We start from the raw sequence: 15397 nt of genomic DNA on the forward strand, positions 1-15397 counted from the left end.
GTTCTATCCTGTGCAGGGGACGCGGTCAGACGGATGAAATGTCGCGGATAAGCAAAGTTAGCGATACTTATCCGGTTTAGGGCATGTAAATACCCCGCTCATGAGGTTTGATCATCATGTCATTTCATACCGTCTTTTTTATGGAGAAAGACTGTGATAATGCTGGAATTGGATGGGGGATAGATTTCCCCTGAGAGTTTTGAGTAATAGATAAGACAGGCTACAAGAAAAGGGGTTGATGCAGGTAAAATGTTATAACCGGCTTTGGTAGTGAGCCAGCGGGATTGCCTCAGGGAAGAAAGGGAAAATTGGGCAGAAACGTCGGCGGCGGCCATATAATCATGATGCCCCGCATTGGCTCCCCCGTTCATGGACGAAGGTTCGCTTCCTCCGCCGGGGGAGAAAGCATCCCATATATTCCCATCTGAAAGGATGATGCCGCTAGTATGGAAAAGACTTAGATAACTTATCAAAAACAAGAAGCATAAAAGCAGACATACCGAAATATGCTTATCATTTACTTTCGTCTGCATCGTACATACCTCCCGTTTTTAATATTTTGCCGATTAAGCCATATAGCTATAACTATTATAATGCAAGCCTGGGTACATGTCACGTTTAATTCAGATAGGGTAAAGTATGGCGGGAAATTATAAGTACGATATAACAACTATTCAAAGCCCTTGGCAGGGAGAGAGGTATATTAGGGATAAAAGAATAGCGGCAGGGGAACAGCATGGGGCGGCTGTTCCCCTGACACCATGCCTGATGCGAGATTTTCATTGCTGTGATCTGCTCAGGCTATTTTTTCATTCCGGTGTAAATCAGAATGGCATCTCTGAGAAATGCTGCGGTGCCCGGTTGCTTTTCATCATAGTATGCGGTAAATCTTGCATCATCCACGTACATTTGAGCAACTCCGGCATGCGCTTCTTTGGTATAAGCATCCCAGAAATAGCTGAGCCACTGGCGATGCAAATCTGCCGCCTTCTGGGCCAGCTCTCCGGCAGGGTCTCCTGTGGCAAGGGCTAATTTTAGGGTTTCCATCACGTCGGCCGCCAGTTTTTCTACCTCGGCATATTGGCCTTTCGTCATGCTTTTGAACTTTTGATTCGATTTGTCTACTTGGTCCTCACCATATTTTTCCCTGATTTCTTTGCCGTATTTCTGTTCGTTTTCATCAATCATTTTTTGTTTAAAGCCTTCAAACTTTTCTTCATCTGTCATGGTAACCCTTCCTTCCCTTAAAGCGATTGTTTTCTCCACATTGGCGATTAGAATATCCAGTTGCTCCCTTTTTTCCAGAAGCTTTTCCTGATGCTCTCTCAGTGCTTTTGTCTCGTCAAAAGACGGTGCATTTACCAGATCCTTAATACTCTCTAAACTGAAACCCAGCTCTCTGTAAAAAAGGATTTGCTGCAATCTGTCCACTTCTTTTTGACCATAGATCCGATACCCCGACGAATTAATCCTTGCCGGCTTAAGAATGTCAAATTCATCATAATATCGCAAGGTTCTGGTGCTGACTCCAGCCAGCTTTCCTAGCTTTTGCACGGTATATTCCATACGTTCGCCTCCTGACAAGACAACTATATTACTTTACGTAACGTTAATGTCAATAATTTTCTTTTAAAAAATACATATTGTCTTATGGTAAATAGTGGGTGTGATGAAAGGGGCGGAGAGAAAATTTTTGATAAATAATAGAAATTGGGCCGAGTTTGTATTGACAGAAAGTTTTTTTTAATTATGATAAAATTATAATCATTACAAAAATAAAACCAATATAAAAAGAGTAGTTTTTATAGAAATATGGAAAGAAGGATCAGATATGTATACTTTTGTGGAAAATTTAGCCGCCCTATTACAGGAAAGGGATATTAAGCCTTCATACCCGAGAATTAAGGTATTGGAGTATCTTGTCACAAAGAAAAACCATCCTACTGTGGACCTGATGTATCAGGAACTGGTAAAGGAGATGCCTACTTTGTCAAAGACTACCGTGTACAATACCTTAAGTCTTTTATTAAAAGCAAGTCTGGTCAGGGTGATTAATATTGAAGACAACGAGACCAGATACGACGCCACGATGTCGGATCATGGCCATTTTAAATGCGAAACATGCGGCAAGATTTTTGATTTTCCGGTAAATATGCTCGGCCTAGATCCGAAATCTTTAGAGCGGTTTAAAATCTGTGAAAAAAATGTTTACTTTAAGGGAGTTTGTCCAAGCTGTCTTGATCAGCATTAAATATGGCAAAAATTTGGGGAAAGCAGCGACGTCCCCTGGTCGCACGGGAGGTGCCGAATGGAAATAGAATTATTGAAGAATATCAGTCCTGTGGGGCAGGCCTTTATTGCTACCATCTTTACCTGGCTTTTAACAGCCTTGGGTGCCGGACTTGTCCTCTTTTTTAAGTCAATTAACCGTAAGGTCCTTGATGCCATGTTAGGTTTTGCTGCCGGCGTGATGATTGCGGCAAGCTTTTGGTCGTTGCTGGCTCCGGCCATTGAAATGTCTGCAGCAACAGGAAATATTCCCTGGGTACCGCCGCTGATCGGTTTTTTGTGCGGGGGCTTTTTCTTAAAAGGGGCGGATTCCTTTATTCCTCACCTGCATCTTGGCCAGCCTTTAGATAAAGCGGAGGGATTAAAAACAAATTGGGGAAGAAGCGTATTGCTGGTAACGGCAATTACCTTGCATAATATCCCGGAAGGGCTTGCAGTCGGTGTGGCATTTGGAGCCGTTGCAGCGCATTTGCCGTCCGCTACTTTGGCTGGAGCCGTGGCATTGGCCTTTGGTATCGGCATTCAGAATTTTCCTGAAGGGGCTGCTGTATCCATTCCTTTACGGAGAGAGGGCCTGTCCAGATGGAAAAGCTTTTGGTATGGCCAGCTGTCCGGAATGGTAGAACCCATAGCAGCTGTCATAGGCGCAGGTGCAGTGTATGCCATGAGCTCCCTCCTTCCTTATGCCCTATCCTTTGCGGCTGGAGCCATGATTTATGTTGTTGTGGAAGAATTAATTCCGGAGGCACAGTCTTCCGGCAATTCGGATTTTGCCACCATGGGGACTTTGATAGGTTTTGCGATGATGATGCTCCTTGATGTAGCACTGGGATAACAGGCGTCCGGAGGGCAGGAGATTTTTGAAAATAATCAGCGCATGCTATTGTTAAAGGCCAGAAGACAGGGTAAGATACTACTGACAAAGGTAAAATATTACCTAACCCAAAAATTAGGGAGCGTGGCTGAGATGAAATTGTTCGGAAAAATCATCCTATCTATCGGTATTATTTTTGTCCTGGCTGCCGCGGGGGGCATGCTTTTCCTGACCCGGGGACTGGAATCCGGGCGGAACCTGGTCATCGGAGAGGTGCATCCCTCCTTGCTTAATGATGGAACCTATCAGGGGGAATACCAGGGGGGAAGATGGTCCAACCAGATAAATGTCACCATTAAAGAGCATAAAATCACTCAAATTGATCTCGTGAAGGATGTGAAGTTCCCTCAGCCTGCTGTAGCGGACGAGTTATTTAATAAGGTGATGGAAAAGCAAAATACCAATGTGGACGCTGTGACCGGATCTACTGTTACGTGCAAGGCTTATTTGAAGTCCATTGAAAATGCGCTCAAAAAATAATCACACTCATCTGCTGAAGGATTTGGGAAAGAATAAATTCATGTGAAGGAGAAATCAGGAAATGGATATCCGTGAGGGCATCTTGCTGCTTTTGATCTTTGGGGCGATTATTCTCGTCTATCAAGGACAATCCGTCAAGAAAGTATATCAAAGGGAAGTAAGAAAAAGATTGGCTCAGAAGACGGCGTCGTCAGAAGGACCGACTCTAACGGAAAAAGATATGGAAAATCTGCCGGAACCGGTGCGCAAGTATCTTGCCTATGTAGGTGTGATAGGAAAGGAAAAAGTATTTAATGCCAGAATTGCCGCCCATGGCGAAATGAGGATGGATGCGAAAAGAAATTGGTTCCAGGTGAAAACGCAACAATATAACTTTTTTGACCCGGCGGCCAGATTGTTCTATATCCGGGGGAACATGTCCGGCATTCCCATGGTGGGCCTGGATTCATATGTCCGTGGCAAAGGAAATATGTTGATCAAAGTAGCTTCTTTATTTACCGTTGCCGATGCCAAGGGAAAAGAAATGGATAGCGGTGCACGGGTGACCTTATTTAATGATATGTGCTTATTGGCGCCGGCTACCCTGATTGATCCAAGAATCCACTGGGAGACGGTTGATGCATCAACGGTAAAAGCTACCTTTGAGGATCAGGGCGATGCAGTGTCTGCCCTGTTATATTTCAACGACCAGGGAGCATTAATCAATTTCGTGACAGACGACAGATACTATTCACCCATGGGAAAATCCTATCAAAGGGTAAGATGGTCCACTCCGGTCAAGGATTACCAGGAAATGAACGGGGTAAAAGTACCCACTTACGGAGAAGGGATCTGGCATTTTGCCGAAGGGGATTTTTGCTATGCAAAATTCAGGTTCCTGGAAATTGAATATAATTGTAAACAATTTAAATAAATAACTATTTTCCCAAGCCACAGGCCTGGTATACTTCCGGCTTACGGTCAGCTAAGAAACAGCCGTTGATGGTGCGGCTGTTTCTTAACCCTGCGGCAAAAGGAACGGTTGTCACCAGCACCTCAGATTGACATTTTTCCCCCATCTGTATATAAGAGGCCTGGGAAATGGTTTCTCCCATGGGGGTGATGATCCGGCTCCAACCAAAAAAGTGGGATGTTTTGTCCGGGGTATCACCAACCATATTGGCCGAGGCACACCAAACCCCATTCACCAAAGCGGCAGCTTCATAGAGTTTTGTCCACCAGCCAAAGGTCTCGCAAGGGCTTTCGTAGGCCGTGGGGTGCAGGATCAGGTCTGCTCCTTTTAAGGCAAGAATGCGCCAGCTTTCCGGAAAGTCGCCGTCATAGCAAATCAGCATGCCAATCCGGCCTATTTCAGTTTGTACCACCTGGAAGCTGTTTCCTGGATGCCAGATTTTATCTTCTCCCAAGGCACAATAAAGGTGGACCTTGCGGTGCACCAAAATAGGGATGCCCTGGGGGTTGACTAAGATCGCCGCATCATAGCACCGGTCCTCCTGACCTTTTTCGGGGAATCCTCCCGCCAGGTAGATGCCATGCTTTTTCGCCTGATCAGACATAAACCCGGAGATTATTCCCGGGATTTTTTCCGCATATGCTTGCGGATTTTCTATTCCATAGCCGATGGCCCAAAGTTCCGGAAGCAGGACAATCTGAGCGCCTTGTGCCGCCGCCTGCCCGATCAGCATCTCCGCCTCCTGTAAATTTAAGTCCACTTTTCCCGGATGAGCCTGAAATTGGATCATCCCTAAGGTAAGTTTTTCCGGCAATTTTTCAAAGGGATTCGTCACCTGTTCTGCACCTGCCCTTATCCGGTTATTTTTTACTCCATTCTTTTGGTTCAAGCTAAAGCCGGACAGTTTATCAGTTTTCTTCCAATGCGCCGGCGTATTGCTCCACTAACCTGCTCATGGTATCGGACAAACCTACAAATTCACAACCAACTAAATACCCGTCTCCTTCTTTATCAATACGGATGATTTTTAAGACGGCAAAGAAAAATTTCTCTTCCGTTAACTGGATTTTGGCGTCAAAATAATAATCCAGGGGAAGTTCATGACCACAAGTAAATCCTATGCCGGCTTTGGAAATGTTAATCACCTGGATATTTTCGTTCAAATCGCCAATCAAATTTTGGTTTTGCTTAAATAGGGAAGAAATAGTTAATTCCAGTTTTGCAGGCAGTCTTGGGGATTTTCTTCGTTCTTCCATCAATCCTCATCCTCCTATGCTTTTTGCTGTACCTGATACTTTCCATCCTCTGATATGTTAAATTCTATCATAAAAAAACGAGACCAGCCTCAGGCCAGGAATAAAAATTTTTTAAAAATCAGCAGCATTCAAAAATAAATTTTATCTGAAACAAAAGATCCATAAAAAAAACTGATTAGACGGACGGGGCTTTTGAATCTATAATTTCTATATCCAGGCTTTCTTAGAAATGGTGAGGAAATAGCATGTTTTTTGCGGGTGTGGATGTAGGTTCCGTTGCGGCCAAGGCCCTGATTTTGCAAGATCGTGAGATTATTGCATCGGCTATAGAGCCAACCGGTTGGAGTCCCAGGGGTGCGGGGCGTAGCGTATTTGAGAAGGCGGCAGAAAGAGCCGGTATACAGCCGGCTGATTTGAAACGAGTCATAGGAACGGGTTATGGCCGGGTTTCTCTGGATTTTATTGATCAGGCGGTCACGGAGATTACCTGCCATGCCAAAGGGGCTAATTATTGGTTTCCCGATCCGGCTTTGGTGATCGATATTGGCGGGCAGGACAGCAAAGCAATCGCTGTGGACGGTAAAGGAAAAGTATTAAACTTTGTCATGAATGACAAGTGTGCTGCGGGTACAGGACGTTTCCTGCAGCTGACGATGCACACATTGGGTTTGGAATTGGACCAGCTGGATCAGTTAATGCTGGTAGAGCCTGTAGCAATCAACAGTATGTGTACCGTTTTTGCGGAATCGGAGGTGGTCAGCTTGCTTGCGGCAGGAGTGCCGAAAGAAAAGATTGCGGCAGGCCTATACCATTCCATTGCCCGGCGCATATCCGCCATGATTGGTTCATTTGGACCTTTTTCCCAGGTCATTTTTACGGGGGGACTGGCAAATAATAAAGGCATGCAAACCACCCTGTCCAAAGTGTTGGGGGCGTCCATTGCCGTGCCTGAGAACCCCCAAATGATCGGTGCTTTAGGAGCCGCACTGATTGGTGAAGGTATGGCACATCACCAGTAAGCGGCATGATTCCGTCTCCACCTCATACCATTTTCATAGAGCAAAAAAGATGGTTGGATCTATCCGGACCATCTTTTTTGCGATTAGGAAAAATTTTTCAGCCAATTGGTTTAGCGGAAAGGGGACACACCTGCTGAAGCTGTGGCCTTTCTTAAGAGACAGGAATGTCCCCAATAATATCTTATGGGTCTCAGCAAGTAAGCAATATTACTTTAGTTCGAAAAACCCTTTGGCTTTTGGGAGTGGATCATTTCAGCTTGATCAACAGTTCCCCGGTGTTCACATGCTGTCCTTGCTTCACGAAGATGGACCCGATCACTCCGGCCCCGGGAGCGGAAACATTGGTTTCCATTTTCATGGCCTCAATAATGAGCAGGCCCTGGTGCTCTTTCACCTCGTCCCCTTCCGCAACCAGTATTTTTAAAACCGAACCGGGAATGCTGGCCCCGATCTCTAATGGGTTGGACGGGTCGGCCATTTTGGTAAAACCGGCTTCACTGTTATTGACCGTACAGGCCTTGTCTTTAATTCTGATCTCTCTTCTGTTGCCGTTGATTTCGAAGATTAAAGGCCGGCATCCTTCACTATCCAGCTTGCCGATTTCCAAAAGGCGGATGATCAGAGTTTTACCTTCGGCGATTTCAATTTCACAGATTTCACCTTCACTCAAGCCATGGAAGAAAATATCACTGCCCATGCGGGTAACGTCACCATATTTCTCCCGGGCGTGCAGGTACTCTTCGTAAACTTTGGGGTAGAGGGCATATGAGAGGATTTCTTTCTTAGAGGGCTCTTTCTGATATTTCTCCTGAAGATATTTTTCAATTTTATCAAAATCCTCCGGTTCCAGGATTTCTCCGGGCCGGCAGGTAATGGGTTTTTCTCCCTTTAGGACCAGCTTCTGCAGTTTTTCCGGGAAGCCCCCTTCCGGCTGGCCCATCATGCCCCGGAAATAATCCACTACAGAGTCGGGAAAGGATAAATCTTTCCCTTTTTCATAGATATTTTCCGGCGTCAGCTGGTTCTTCACCATGAAAATAGCCAGATCGCCCACCATTTTGGAGGAAGGCGTGACTTTGACAATGTCGCCCACCATGTCGTTGACGGTTTTGTACATTTTTTTAATGTCATGGAAATGGTGCCCCAACCCAAAGCTTTCCGCCTGGGATCTAATATTGGAGTACTGCCCGCCGGGCATTTCATGGGCATAAATTTCTGCGGTGCAGGATTTGAGCTCAGATTCAAACTGGCTGTACACCGGCCGGACGTCCTCCCAGTAATCGGAGAGCAGTTGAATATCATGGGTATCCATTCCCGTGTCCCGTACGGTATTTTTTAAGGCGGCGACGATGGAGTTCAAAGCCGGCTGGCTGGTCAAACCGGACATACTGTTAAAAGCCGTATCCACAATGTCCACTCCTGCTTCCGCCGCCATTAATACCGTGGCCACGCCGTTTCCGCTGGTGTCATGGGTGTGCAGGTGCACAGGCAGGGAAATCTCTTCTTTTAAGGCCCGGATCAGTTTTTCCGCCGCGTAGGGTTTGAGCAGGGCGGACATATCTTTGATGCCCAGGATGTGGGCTCCCATTTTTTCGATTTCCGTGGCTTTATTTACGTAGTAATGGAGTGAATATTTATCCTTGGTAGTATCCAGAATGTCGCCGGTATAGCAAATACAGGCCTCGGCAATTTTCCCGCTTTTCAGCACTTCGTCTACGGCGATCTCCATCCCTTTCAGCCAGTTTAGGGAATCAAAAATGCGGAAGACGTCGATGCCGCTGGCGGCCGATTCCCGGATGAACGCCCGGATCACATTATCCGGATAGTTTTTGTACCCTACCCCATTGGCGCCCCGGAGCAGCATCTGGAAGAGGATGTTGGGAATGCGCCGCCGTAATTCCTCCAGCCGGTCCCAGGGAGATTCTTTGAGAAACCGGTAGGCCACGTCAAAGGTAGCGCCTCCCCACATTTCCAGAGAAAAAAGGTCTTGCGCCAAAACCGAGGTTGCCTTGGCGATTTTGATCATGTCCCTGGTTCTCAGTCTGGTGGCCATTAAGGATTGATGGGCGTCCCGCATGGTATTGTCGGTGAGGAGCAGTTTATGCTGGCTTTTGATCCAGGCGACCACTCCTTCCGGTCCCATTTCCTCCAAAATCTGTTTCGTGCCTCTCAAACGGTTGGGCTGCTCCACTTTGGGCACGACGGGAACGTTAAACTCTCTTTTCAGGCCCCGGGTTTCATTGACAATGATTTCCCCGAGAAATTTCAGCACCTTTAATTCTTTATCGGCCTTCGTTTTGATATCGAAAAGCTCCGGGTGGTTGTTGATAAATCCCGTATCACAGGTGCCCTGAAGAAATTTTTCGTGGTTTAAGACGTTGATCAGAAAGGCCACATTGGTTTTTACCCCCCGTACGGTCACTTCCCGCAGGGCCCGGATGGATTTCCGGATGGCGTCTTCAAAGGTGCGGGACTGGGATGTTACTTTCACCAGAAGACTGTCGTAATAAGGGCTGATTTTAGCGTCGGTATAGCCTTCCGCGCCGTCCAGCCGGATGCCGAAACCGGAGCCGGTCCGGTAAACATCGATTTTTCCGATGGACGGGGCAAAATGATTGGAGGGATCTTCTGTGGTCACCCGGCATTGGATAGCATACCCTCTGGGCTGAATCTGGTCCTGTGAGGAAATGCCGATTTCGGGAGCATGCAAGGCATAACCCTGGGCAATGAGCAGCTGGCTTTGCACGATGTCAAAGCCGGTGACCATTTCCGTAACCGTATGCTCCACTTGAATCCGGGGATTCATTTCAATAAAATAGTGGTTCCCATAAATGTCGACCAGAAATTCCACCGTACCGGCGCTGCGGTAATTGACCGCCCGGGCGATCTTCAAAGCAGCGGCGCAGATCACTGCTCTTTTTTCCTCGGAGAGGGAAAAAGCAGGTGTAAATTCAATCACTTTTTGGTGCCTTCTTTGGATGGAACAATCCCTTTCATACAGGTGCACCACATGGCCGTATTTATCTCCCAATACTTGCACCTCGATATGCTTGGGCTGCTTGAGATATTTTTCAATGAAAATGTCGTCGATGCCAAAGGCGGATTTTGCTTCGTTTTTGGCGCTGTGGAAGGCTTCCATTAATTCCGCTTCGTTTTTTACTATCCGCATGCCCCGGCCGCCTCCTCCGGCGGCTGCTTTCAGCATCACCGGGTAACCGCAGTAGCGGGCAAATTCTTTGGCTTCCGCCTCTGAGCCGATGGGCCGTTCAATTCCGGGGATCGTAGGGACGCCGACTTCTTTGGCCAACAGTTTCGATTTGATCTTATCGCCTAATCTGTCCATCATCAGATGGGTCGGCCCGATAAATTCCATGCCGGCTTCTTCGCATTTCCTGGAAAATTCCGGGTTTTCGGCGAGAAAACCATACCCGGGATGAATGGCATCAACCCCTTTTTTTAAGGCCAGATGGATGATCTCATCAATACCTAAATAGGCTTGAATGGGCCCCTTGTTTTTCCCGATCAGGTAGGATTCATCTGCTTTGGTTCTAAAAAGAGAGCATTTATCCTCATTGGAGTATATGGCCACGGTACGGATGCCTAACTCGGTACAGGCCCGGAAAACCCGGATCGCGATCTCTCCCCGGTTTGCCACTAATACACGTTTCAATCTCTTAATCAATCCCATGTCCTCCTCTACTTACTCACAAAAAAGATATTTAGAAAATATCATAGGTGTTTTTACATAGATTTACAAGCCTTTTCCTTCATGTATACAATATATTATTCGCCAAAGGGCGGGAAAAAACTAGTGACGCTTCCCGGATCATTGTGCTATAATATAACTTAAGTTGAGAGATTTCAGTTTAGTTGACAAAATTCCATAGATGAGTTGAGTAGAGATGAGGGGAGCAGAGTCAGGTTGAGGTGAGCTTTTGGGAAACCACCAAACCGGGCAAAAGCCTGGTTTTTATTTTTTTACCTGAGAAACGGGGGAAAGGCACGATGGCGATTCAATTGGAGACCTACGACTTGGAGAGAATGTATCTGGAACAGGAAACAAAGCTGAGAGAATTTATGCACCGGCTCTTTGCCAAGTCTGCTTATTACCGGAACAAGCTTCAAGAAGCAGGGATCGGGCCAAATGATGTGAAAACAGTGGAAGACCTGAATGGGGTTCCTTTTACGGAGAAGGACAGCTTAAGGGAAGCATATCCCCTGGGCATGATGGCCGTAGACGAAGAAGAGGTGGTGCGCATTCATTCCTCTTCCGGTACCACAGGAAAACCTGTGATTATTCCTTATACCCGGCAGGATGTGGATACCTGGGCAGAGATGTTTGCCCGGTGCTACGAAACTGCAGGCGTGACGAAAAGAGACCGGGTTCAGGTAACGCCGGGATATGGGCTTTGGACCGCCGGCATCGGTTTTCAGGCCGGTGTAGAACGGCTGGGCGCCATGGCGATTCCTACCGGCCCGGGAAATACGGAGAAACAGTTGGAAATGATGCTGGACCTAAAGACCACGGTTCTTTGCGCTACTTCTTCTTATGCGCTTTTGCTGGCTGAAGAAATCAACCGTCGAGGCTTAAGGGACCAGATCCGTTTAAAAATCGGCATTTTCGGCTCTGAACGCTGGGGCGAAAAAATGCGGGCTAAAATTGACGACTATTTGGGCATCGAAAGTTTTGATATTTACGGGCTGACGGAAGTTTACGGCCCGGGGATTGCCATCGATTGCCCGGAACATCAGGGGATGCATTTCTGGTCCGACTATTTGCTCTTTGAGATCATTGATCCGGTAACAGGAAAACAAGTGCCCATCGGGGAACAGGGAGAATTAGTGATTACCACCCTGACCAAAGAAGGCTTGCCTCTCCTAAGGTATAGGACCCATGATATTACCAGAATTATTCCCCGCTATTGCTCCTGTGGCAGCCCCTACCCCATGATCGACAGGATTTTGGGGCGTACGGATGATATGATCAAAATCAAGGGCGTGAATATCTACCCGGGTCAAATTGATCATGTGCTCCGGATTACCCCGGGATGCAGCAGTGAATATCAGATTCATCTCAAAAGGGAGCAGGGCAAAGACCAAATGACCGTAAAAGCCGAATGCGAAGAAGGTTGTACTTCCCAAGAAGTGGGAGAGCGGTTGCAGAAGAATATCAAAATTAAAATCGGCATCGCCGTGGATGTGGAAATAGTACCCATCGGTGCTTTAGGGAGAAGCGAGAAAAAAAGTAAACGGGTATTTGATCTGCGCTATGTTTAATTTCTAAGCGCAGGTGTTTGATCCCTTCATTTTGGAAATAACCTTTTGAAGCCACGGGACATAGACTATAAAAAAGACGACCTAAACAGTCCGGCGGTGATTAGAAAGGGAAAGCAACAACATGGGGGGACAAAACATGGAGGGAAGAGGATTTGCGCACAAAAGCGGGTGAGGGCCTCGTCTTCCCAAGGATGGGAAAAAAGGCGGCTCTCAGAAAGAGGGAAATACTCCCGGAAAATAATGCATCATACCCCAAACCTATGTAAAGGGCTTGGGGTATTTTTTTGGATCGAAAGACAGAAGGATTACGAACACGACCGGAAAAATTTACTAAATATGGGAAGGAGAAAAAATTAATTTGCCGAATATGAAATATTCATAAGAGAAGAGTTTCCCTTTGTGAGATCCCATTTGGATCTGCTCTCGTTTCCGATTATCTTTCGTGAGATGCATACCCATCGTTAATTTTTAGGGAGGATAAAACAGCTATGAAACGGATAGGAAGGCTTGCCACTTTGCTTGTATTGGCCTCTGAAGAGGAACGGGAAAAAATGATGGAAAAAAGAAAAAAAGAGGGGTTACGCATCTGTATTGGAAAGGTGGGAACCATGCATGCGGAAAAAATAATTTCTGCCGTGATGACGGCAGCAAAGCGGGAAGAAATCTGGAACGGGGAAAGCTTTAAGGAGGAACATGCTCTTTACGCTGCCATTATGGAATCCCTGCATGGGATCTGCCGGGGACAGCTTATTTTTAATGAAGCACTGCGTACGGTTGGTCTCACTTTTTCTATTGTGAGAGGACAAATGCTGGAAGCTCCCGGCGATTGGGTTGCCGTATGTTTATATGGGACCATTGGGCCCCCGATTAAAGGATTTGAACACGAAGTGCTTGGCCTGGGCATAAACCATATCTAAATACCATGGAGTTACGCTGGTTTAAAAAAATAAAAAAATTTTAACAATAGAAGGAATTTTTAGTACAATATAGAAAATAGATTATTAATGATACAATGGAAAAAGCCCATAGATGGTTAGCGAATTAGGGGGCATGTTTAAGTTTTTGAAAAACTTAAACGTGCCCTTTTTTTGATGTGAAGAACGCATGAGAGGAAGGGGGATTGCAGGGGCAGAGGTGCTTTTTAATTATGGGCGGCACAGATTTGTACGGCACAAAGAAGAAATTTAATGGAGGTGTTCAAAAAATGGGAAGCAGGGAAAATTTAATTCAAGCCGTGATAGACGGCGACCGGCAAGCTGCGGAAAATTTGGCAGAAGAAGTGGTAGCCGGTGGCGGGGACCTGAAAGAAGTGACAGAACGGCTGACGGATGCCATGAGAATGGTGGGGGAAAAATTTAATCGATTTGAGATTTTCCTCCCGGAAATGATGTTGGCTGCCGAGGCTATGACCAGAGCGATGAAAGTGATTGGCCCGAAGATGATGGTTGGGGCAGGTATTCAGAAAAAAGGCAAGGTCGTGATAGGGGCTCCATCCGGTGATATGCACGAGATTGGAAAAGATATCGTCATCACCGTATTAAAGGCAAGCGGATTTGAAATTGTCAACTTAGGGACCAATGTGGATGCTCTGGAATTTATCAAAAAGGCCCAGGAAACCAAGGCAGATATAATCGGAATTTCTACTTTGATGACCACTACCATGCCCGGTGCGGGAGAAGTGATCGAATTATTAAAAGAAAAGGGGCTAAGGGATCAAATAAAAGTGATGGTTGGGGGAGCTCCCACTTCTCTGGAATGGGCTAAAGCTATAGGCGCCGACGGTTGGGCGGAAAATGCGTCTCAGGCGGTAAACCTGGCGGAACAGTTATTGAAAAAATAAAAAAACAACAAAAATTGGGGGAGGTAGATCAGATGGCATACAGAATGTGGGAAATCATGGAGCGAGCCCGAAAGGGCCCTTTTATGGAGCAGGAAGATTTCATCTACAACCGGATTATTCCTAACATGCGGGAAGTAGTAAAGAAATATGGCATCAAGTATGATCCCGCTCATCCCATACCGGCCGATGATGACCTGGCGGACCGGGTGTGGCAGGCGGCCGTGGAGTTTTTCCTGAAGACGGGTGTCTATAACCAAGATACCCATAGAATCATTGAATGTACGGAACGTGAAGTAAAGGAGGCCCTGTACGCTGCTCCGGACCATTATCTGGTCGGGACGGGTAAAGAGGAGAGAACCTTTGGGCATCGTGAGGTGGAAGACCAAAGACCGCCTTTTGTGATCATGAGTCCGGACATTACCTATGATGAGCCGGACCATCTGGCCTCATGCCTGGCCTATTTAAAAGAGCCGTTAATGGATGGGATTTGTTCACCCCTGTTGGAAGAATTTATGGGCATGAAAATCAGGGCAGGAAGTCCGGTGGAATTAGGCGGCTGTATCGAACATGCCATGAACTTGAGGCAGGCTGCCAAACTGGTGGGACGCCCCGGCATGTTTTTTGTCGCCGTGGGCACTGCCGAATCGGATATGGCCCAGATCGCCGTCAGTGATAACGACTGGGGAGTAAGAACGACGGATGGCCGCTTGGTGGGAACGATTACGGAAATGATGACCAATAATGCCATGTTGAATAAGGCGGCCCATTACCAGCAGTTCGGCTGCTTTGGCGGCAGTCTCACCGGGGCTATTTTTGGCGGATATGCCGGAGGCGCGGAAGGGACAGCCGTGCTGGAAACCGCATACCACCTCAAAGGCCTCATGGTGCACCAATGCCAGTTCCAGCAAAGTTTCCCCTTCCACCTGCAATATGGTTCCAATACGGGAAGGGAAATGCTGTGGGTTGTGAGCATCTTTTCCCAGGCCGTGGCGCGCAACAGTCATCTTGTTCAGGATTCCAACGGCTTTGCCAATGCCGGGCCGGGTACAGATATGCTCTATTATGAAACGGCGGCCCATGCTCTGGCCAGTACCGTATCGGGAAACAATCTGTGGGAAATGGCGCCTGCCCGAAACAAACATCACAATAGAGGAACCCCCTTAGAGTGCCGTTTGGCGGCGGAAGTGGGTCATGCTGTGGCGCGGCAAGGGATGACCAGAGCACAAGCCAATGAGATTGCCCAGAAATTGCTGGCGAAGTATGAAGAGCAAATTTCCACGGCCCCCATGGGAAAAACATTCCAGGAAATGTATGATGTGAGAAGGGCCGTGGCTAAACCTGAGTTTGAAGATCAATATTACAGGATTAAAGAAGAAATTGCCGGCATGGGCATCCAGTTTATCTATTGAT

At 46.9% G+C, this 15397-nt stretch carries 14 protein-coding genes; 9 read left to right on the plus strand and 5 right to left on the minus strand.

Going from position 1 to position 15397, the window contains the following annotated elements:
* Positions 1-119: 119 nt before the first annotated feature.
* Complete coding sequence (locus DCMF_RS24380; RefSeq protein WP_148136839.1) at positions 120-533, minus strand: hypothetical protein; 414 nt, start codon at positions 531-533, stop codon at positions 120-122.
* 268 nt (positions 534-801) lie between these two features.
* Positions 802-1566 carry a MerR family transcriptional regulator gene (locus DCMF_RS24385; RefSeq protein ID WP_148136840.1) on the minus strand — a complete coding sequence of 255 codons (765 nt, stop codon included), beginning with the start codon at positions 1564-1566 and terminating at the stop codon, positions 802-804.
* Positions 1567-1831: 265 nt separating this feature from the next.
* Here DCMF_RS24385 and DCMF_RS24390 point away from each other — a divergent pair, with 265 nt between their 5' ends.
* The 4 genes from DCMF_RS24390 to DCMF_RS24405 all read left to right on the plus strand — a co-directional run bounded on the left by DCMF_RS24390 (position 1832) and on the right by DCMF_RS24405 (position 4556).
* Positions 1832-2251 carry a Fur family transcriptional regulator gene (locus DCMF_RS24390; RefSeq protein ID WP_148136841.1) on the plus strand — a complete coding sequence of 140 codons (420 nt, stop codon included), beginning with the start codon at positions 1832-1834 and terminating at the stop codon, positions 2249-2251.
* A 63-nt stretch (positions 2252-2314) separates the two neighbouring features.
* A complete protein-coding gene (locus DCMF_RS24395) occupies positions 2315-3124 on the plus strand; it encodes a ZIP family metal transporter (RefSeq protein WP_249027804.1) in 810 nt (269 codons plus the stop codon).
* A 132-nt stretch (positions 3125-3256) separates the two neighbouring features.
* Positions 3257-3643 (plus strand): FMN-binding protein, encoded by a 387-nt coding sequence (locus tag DCMF_RS24400; protein WP_214658871.1) that lies wholly within the window; start codon positions 3257-3259, stop codon positions 3641-3643.
* A gap of 61 nt (positions 3644-3704) precedes the next feature.
* Positions 3705-4556 (plus strand): DUF6544 family protein, encoded by an 852-nt coding sequence (locus DCMF_RS24405; RefSeq protein WP_148136844.1) that lies wholly within the window; start codon positions 3705-3707, stop codon positions 4554-4556.
* 4 nt (positions 4557-4560) lie between these two features.
* Here DCMF_RS24405 and DCMF_RS24410 read toward each other — a convergent pair whose 3' ends face one another.
* Positions 4561-5430, minus strand: a complete 870-nt coding sequence (locus DCMF_RS24410; protein WP_214658872.1) for a carbon-nitrogen hydrolase family protein — start codon at positions 5428-5430, stop codon at positions 4561-4563.
* Between the two features lie 73 nt (positions 5431-5503).
* Positions 5504-5851: a PilZ domain-containing protein gene (locus DCMF_RS24415; RefSeq protein ID WP_148136846.1), complete on the minus strand. Its 348-nt coding sequence runs from the start codon at positions 5849-5851 to the stop codon at positions 5504-5506.
* 245 nt (positions 5852-6096) lie between these two features.
* Between DCMF_RS24415 and DCMF_RS24420 the strand changes: the two genes are divergently transcribed.
* Complete coding sequence (locus DCMF_RS24420) at positions 6097-6870, plus strand: acyl-CoA dehydratase activase (RefSeq protein ID WP_148136847.1); 774 nt, start codon at positions 6097-6099, stop codon at positions 6868-6870.
* A gap of 247 nt (positions 6871-7117) precedes the next feature.
* Here DCMF_RS24420 and DCMF_RS24425 read toward each other — a convergent pair whose 3' ends face one another.
* Positions 7118-10549, minus strand: coding sequence for a pyruvate carboxylase (locus DCMF_RS24425; RefSeq protein ID WP_418219662.1), 3432 nt, complete (start codon positions 10547-10549; stop codon positions 7118-7120).
* Between the two features lie 362 nt (positions 10550-10911).
* On the opposite strand from DCMF_RS24425, the gene DCMF_RS24430 reads away from it, so the two are divergent.
* The 4 genes from DCMF_RS24430 to DCMF_RS24445 all read left to right on the plus strand — a co-directional run bounded on the left by DCMF_RS24430 (position 10912) and on the right by DCMF_RS24445 (position 15396).
* Positions 10912-12147 carry a phenylacetate--CoA ligase family protein gene (locus tag DCMF_RS24430; protein WP_418219663.1) on the plus strand — a complete coding sequence of 412 codons (1236 nt, stop codon included), beginning with the start codon at positions 10912-10914 and terminating at the stop codon, positions 12145-12147.
* A gap of 488 nt (positions 12148-12635) precedes the next feature.
* Positions 12636-13064 carry a HutP family protein gene (locus DCMF_RS24435; protein ID WP_148136849.1) on the plus strand — a complete coding sequence of 143 codons (429 nt, stop codon included), beginning with the start codon at positions 12636-12638 and terminating at the stop codon, positions 13062-13064.
* Between the two features lie 287 nt (positions 13065-13351).
* Complete coding sequence (locus tag DCMF_RS24440; RefSeq protein ID WP_214658873.1) at positions 13352-13987, plus strand: cobalamin B12-binding domain-containing protein; 636 nt, start codon at positions 13352-13354, stop codon at positions 13985-13987.
* 32 nt (positions 13988-14019) lie between these two features.
* Positions 14020-15396: a monomethylamine:corrinoid methyltransferase gene (locus DCMF_RS24445; RefSeq protein ID WP_148136851.1), complete on the plus strand. Its 1377-nt coding sequence runs from the start codon at positions 14020-14022 to the stop codon at positions 15394-15396.
* Position 15397: the final 1 nt, after the last annotated feature.

The organism is Candidatus Formimonas warabiya (assembly GCF_002777255.1).
In the GTDB taxonomy this organism is placed as follows: domain Bacteria; phylum Bacillota; class Dehalobacteriia; order Dehalobacteriales; family Dehalobacteriaceae; genus Formimonas; species Formimonas warabiya.

What these genes read in the sequence shown, in the direction of transcription:
- DCMF_RS24380 (WP_148136839.1), bottom strand. Translation starts at nt 533, where the DNA reads ATGCAGACGAAAGTAAATGATAAGCATATTTCGGTATGTCTGCTTTTA.
- DCMF_RS24385 (WP_148136840.1), bottom strand. Translation starts at nt 1,566, where the DNA reads ATGGAATATACCGTGCAAAAGCTAGGAAAGCTGGCTGGAGTCAGCACC.
- DCMF_RS24390 (WP_148136841.1), top strand. Translation starts at nt 1,832, where the DNA reads ATGTATACTTTTGTGGAAAATTTAGCCGCCCTATTACAGGAAAGGGAT.
- DCMF_RS24400 (WP_214658871.1), top strand. Translation starts at nt 3,257, where the DNA reads ATGAAATTGTTCGGAAAAATCATCCTATCTATCGGTATTATTTTTGTC.
- DCMF_RS24405 (WP_148136844.1), top strand. Translation starts at nt 3,705, where the DNA reads ATGGATATCCGTGAGGGCATCTTGCTGCTTTTGATCTTTGGGGCGATT.
- DCMF_RS24415 (WP_148136846.1), bottom strand. Translation starts at nt 5,851, where the DNA reads ATGGAAGAACGAAGAAAATCCCCAAGACTGCCTGCAAAACTGGAATTA.
- DCMF_RS24420 (WP_148136847.1), top strand. Translation starts at nt 6,097, where the DNA reads ATGTTTTTTGCGGGTGTGGATGTAGGTTCCGTTGCGGCCAAGGCCCTG.
- DCMF_RS24430 (WP_418219663.1), top strand. Translation starts at nt 10,912, where the DNA reads ATGTATCTGGAACAGGAAACAAAGCTGAGAGAATTTATGCACCGGCTC.
- DCMF_RS24435 (WP_148136849.1), top strand. Translation starts at nt 12,636, where the DNA reads ATGAAACGGATAGGAAGGCTTGCCACTTTGCTTGTATTGGCCTCTGAA.
- DCMF_RS24440 (WP_214658873.1), top strand. Translation starts at nt 13,352, where the DNA reads ATGGGAAGCAGGGAAAATTTAATTCAAGCCGTGATAGACGGCGACCGG.
- DCMF_RS24445 (WP_148136851.1), top strand. Translation starts at nt 14,020, where the DNA reads ATGGCATACAGAATGTGGGAAATCATGGAGCGAGCCCGAAAGGGCCCT.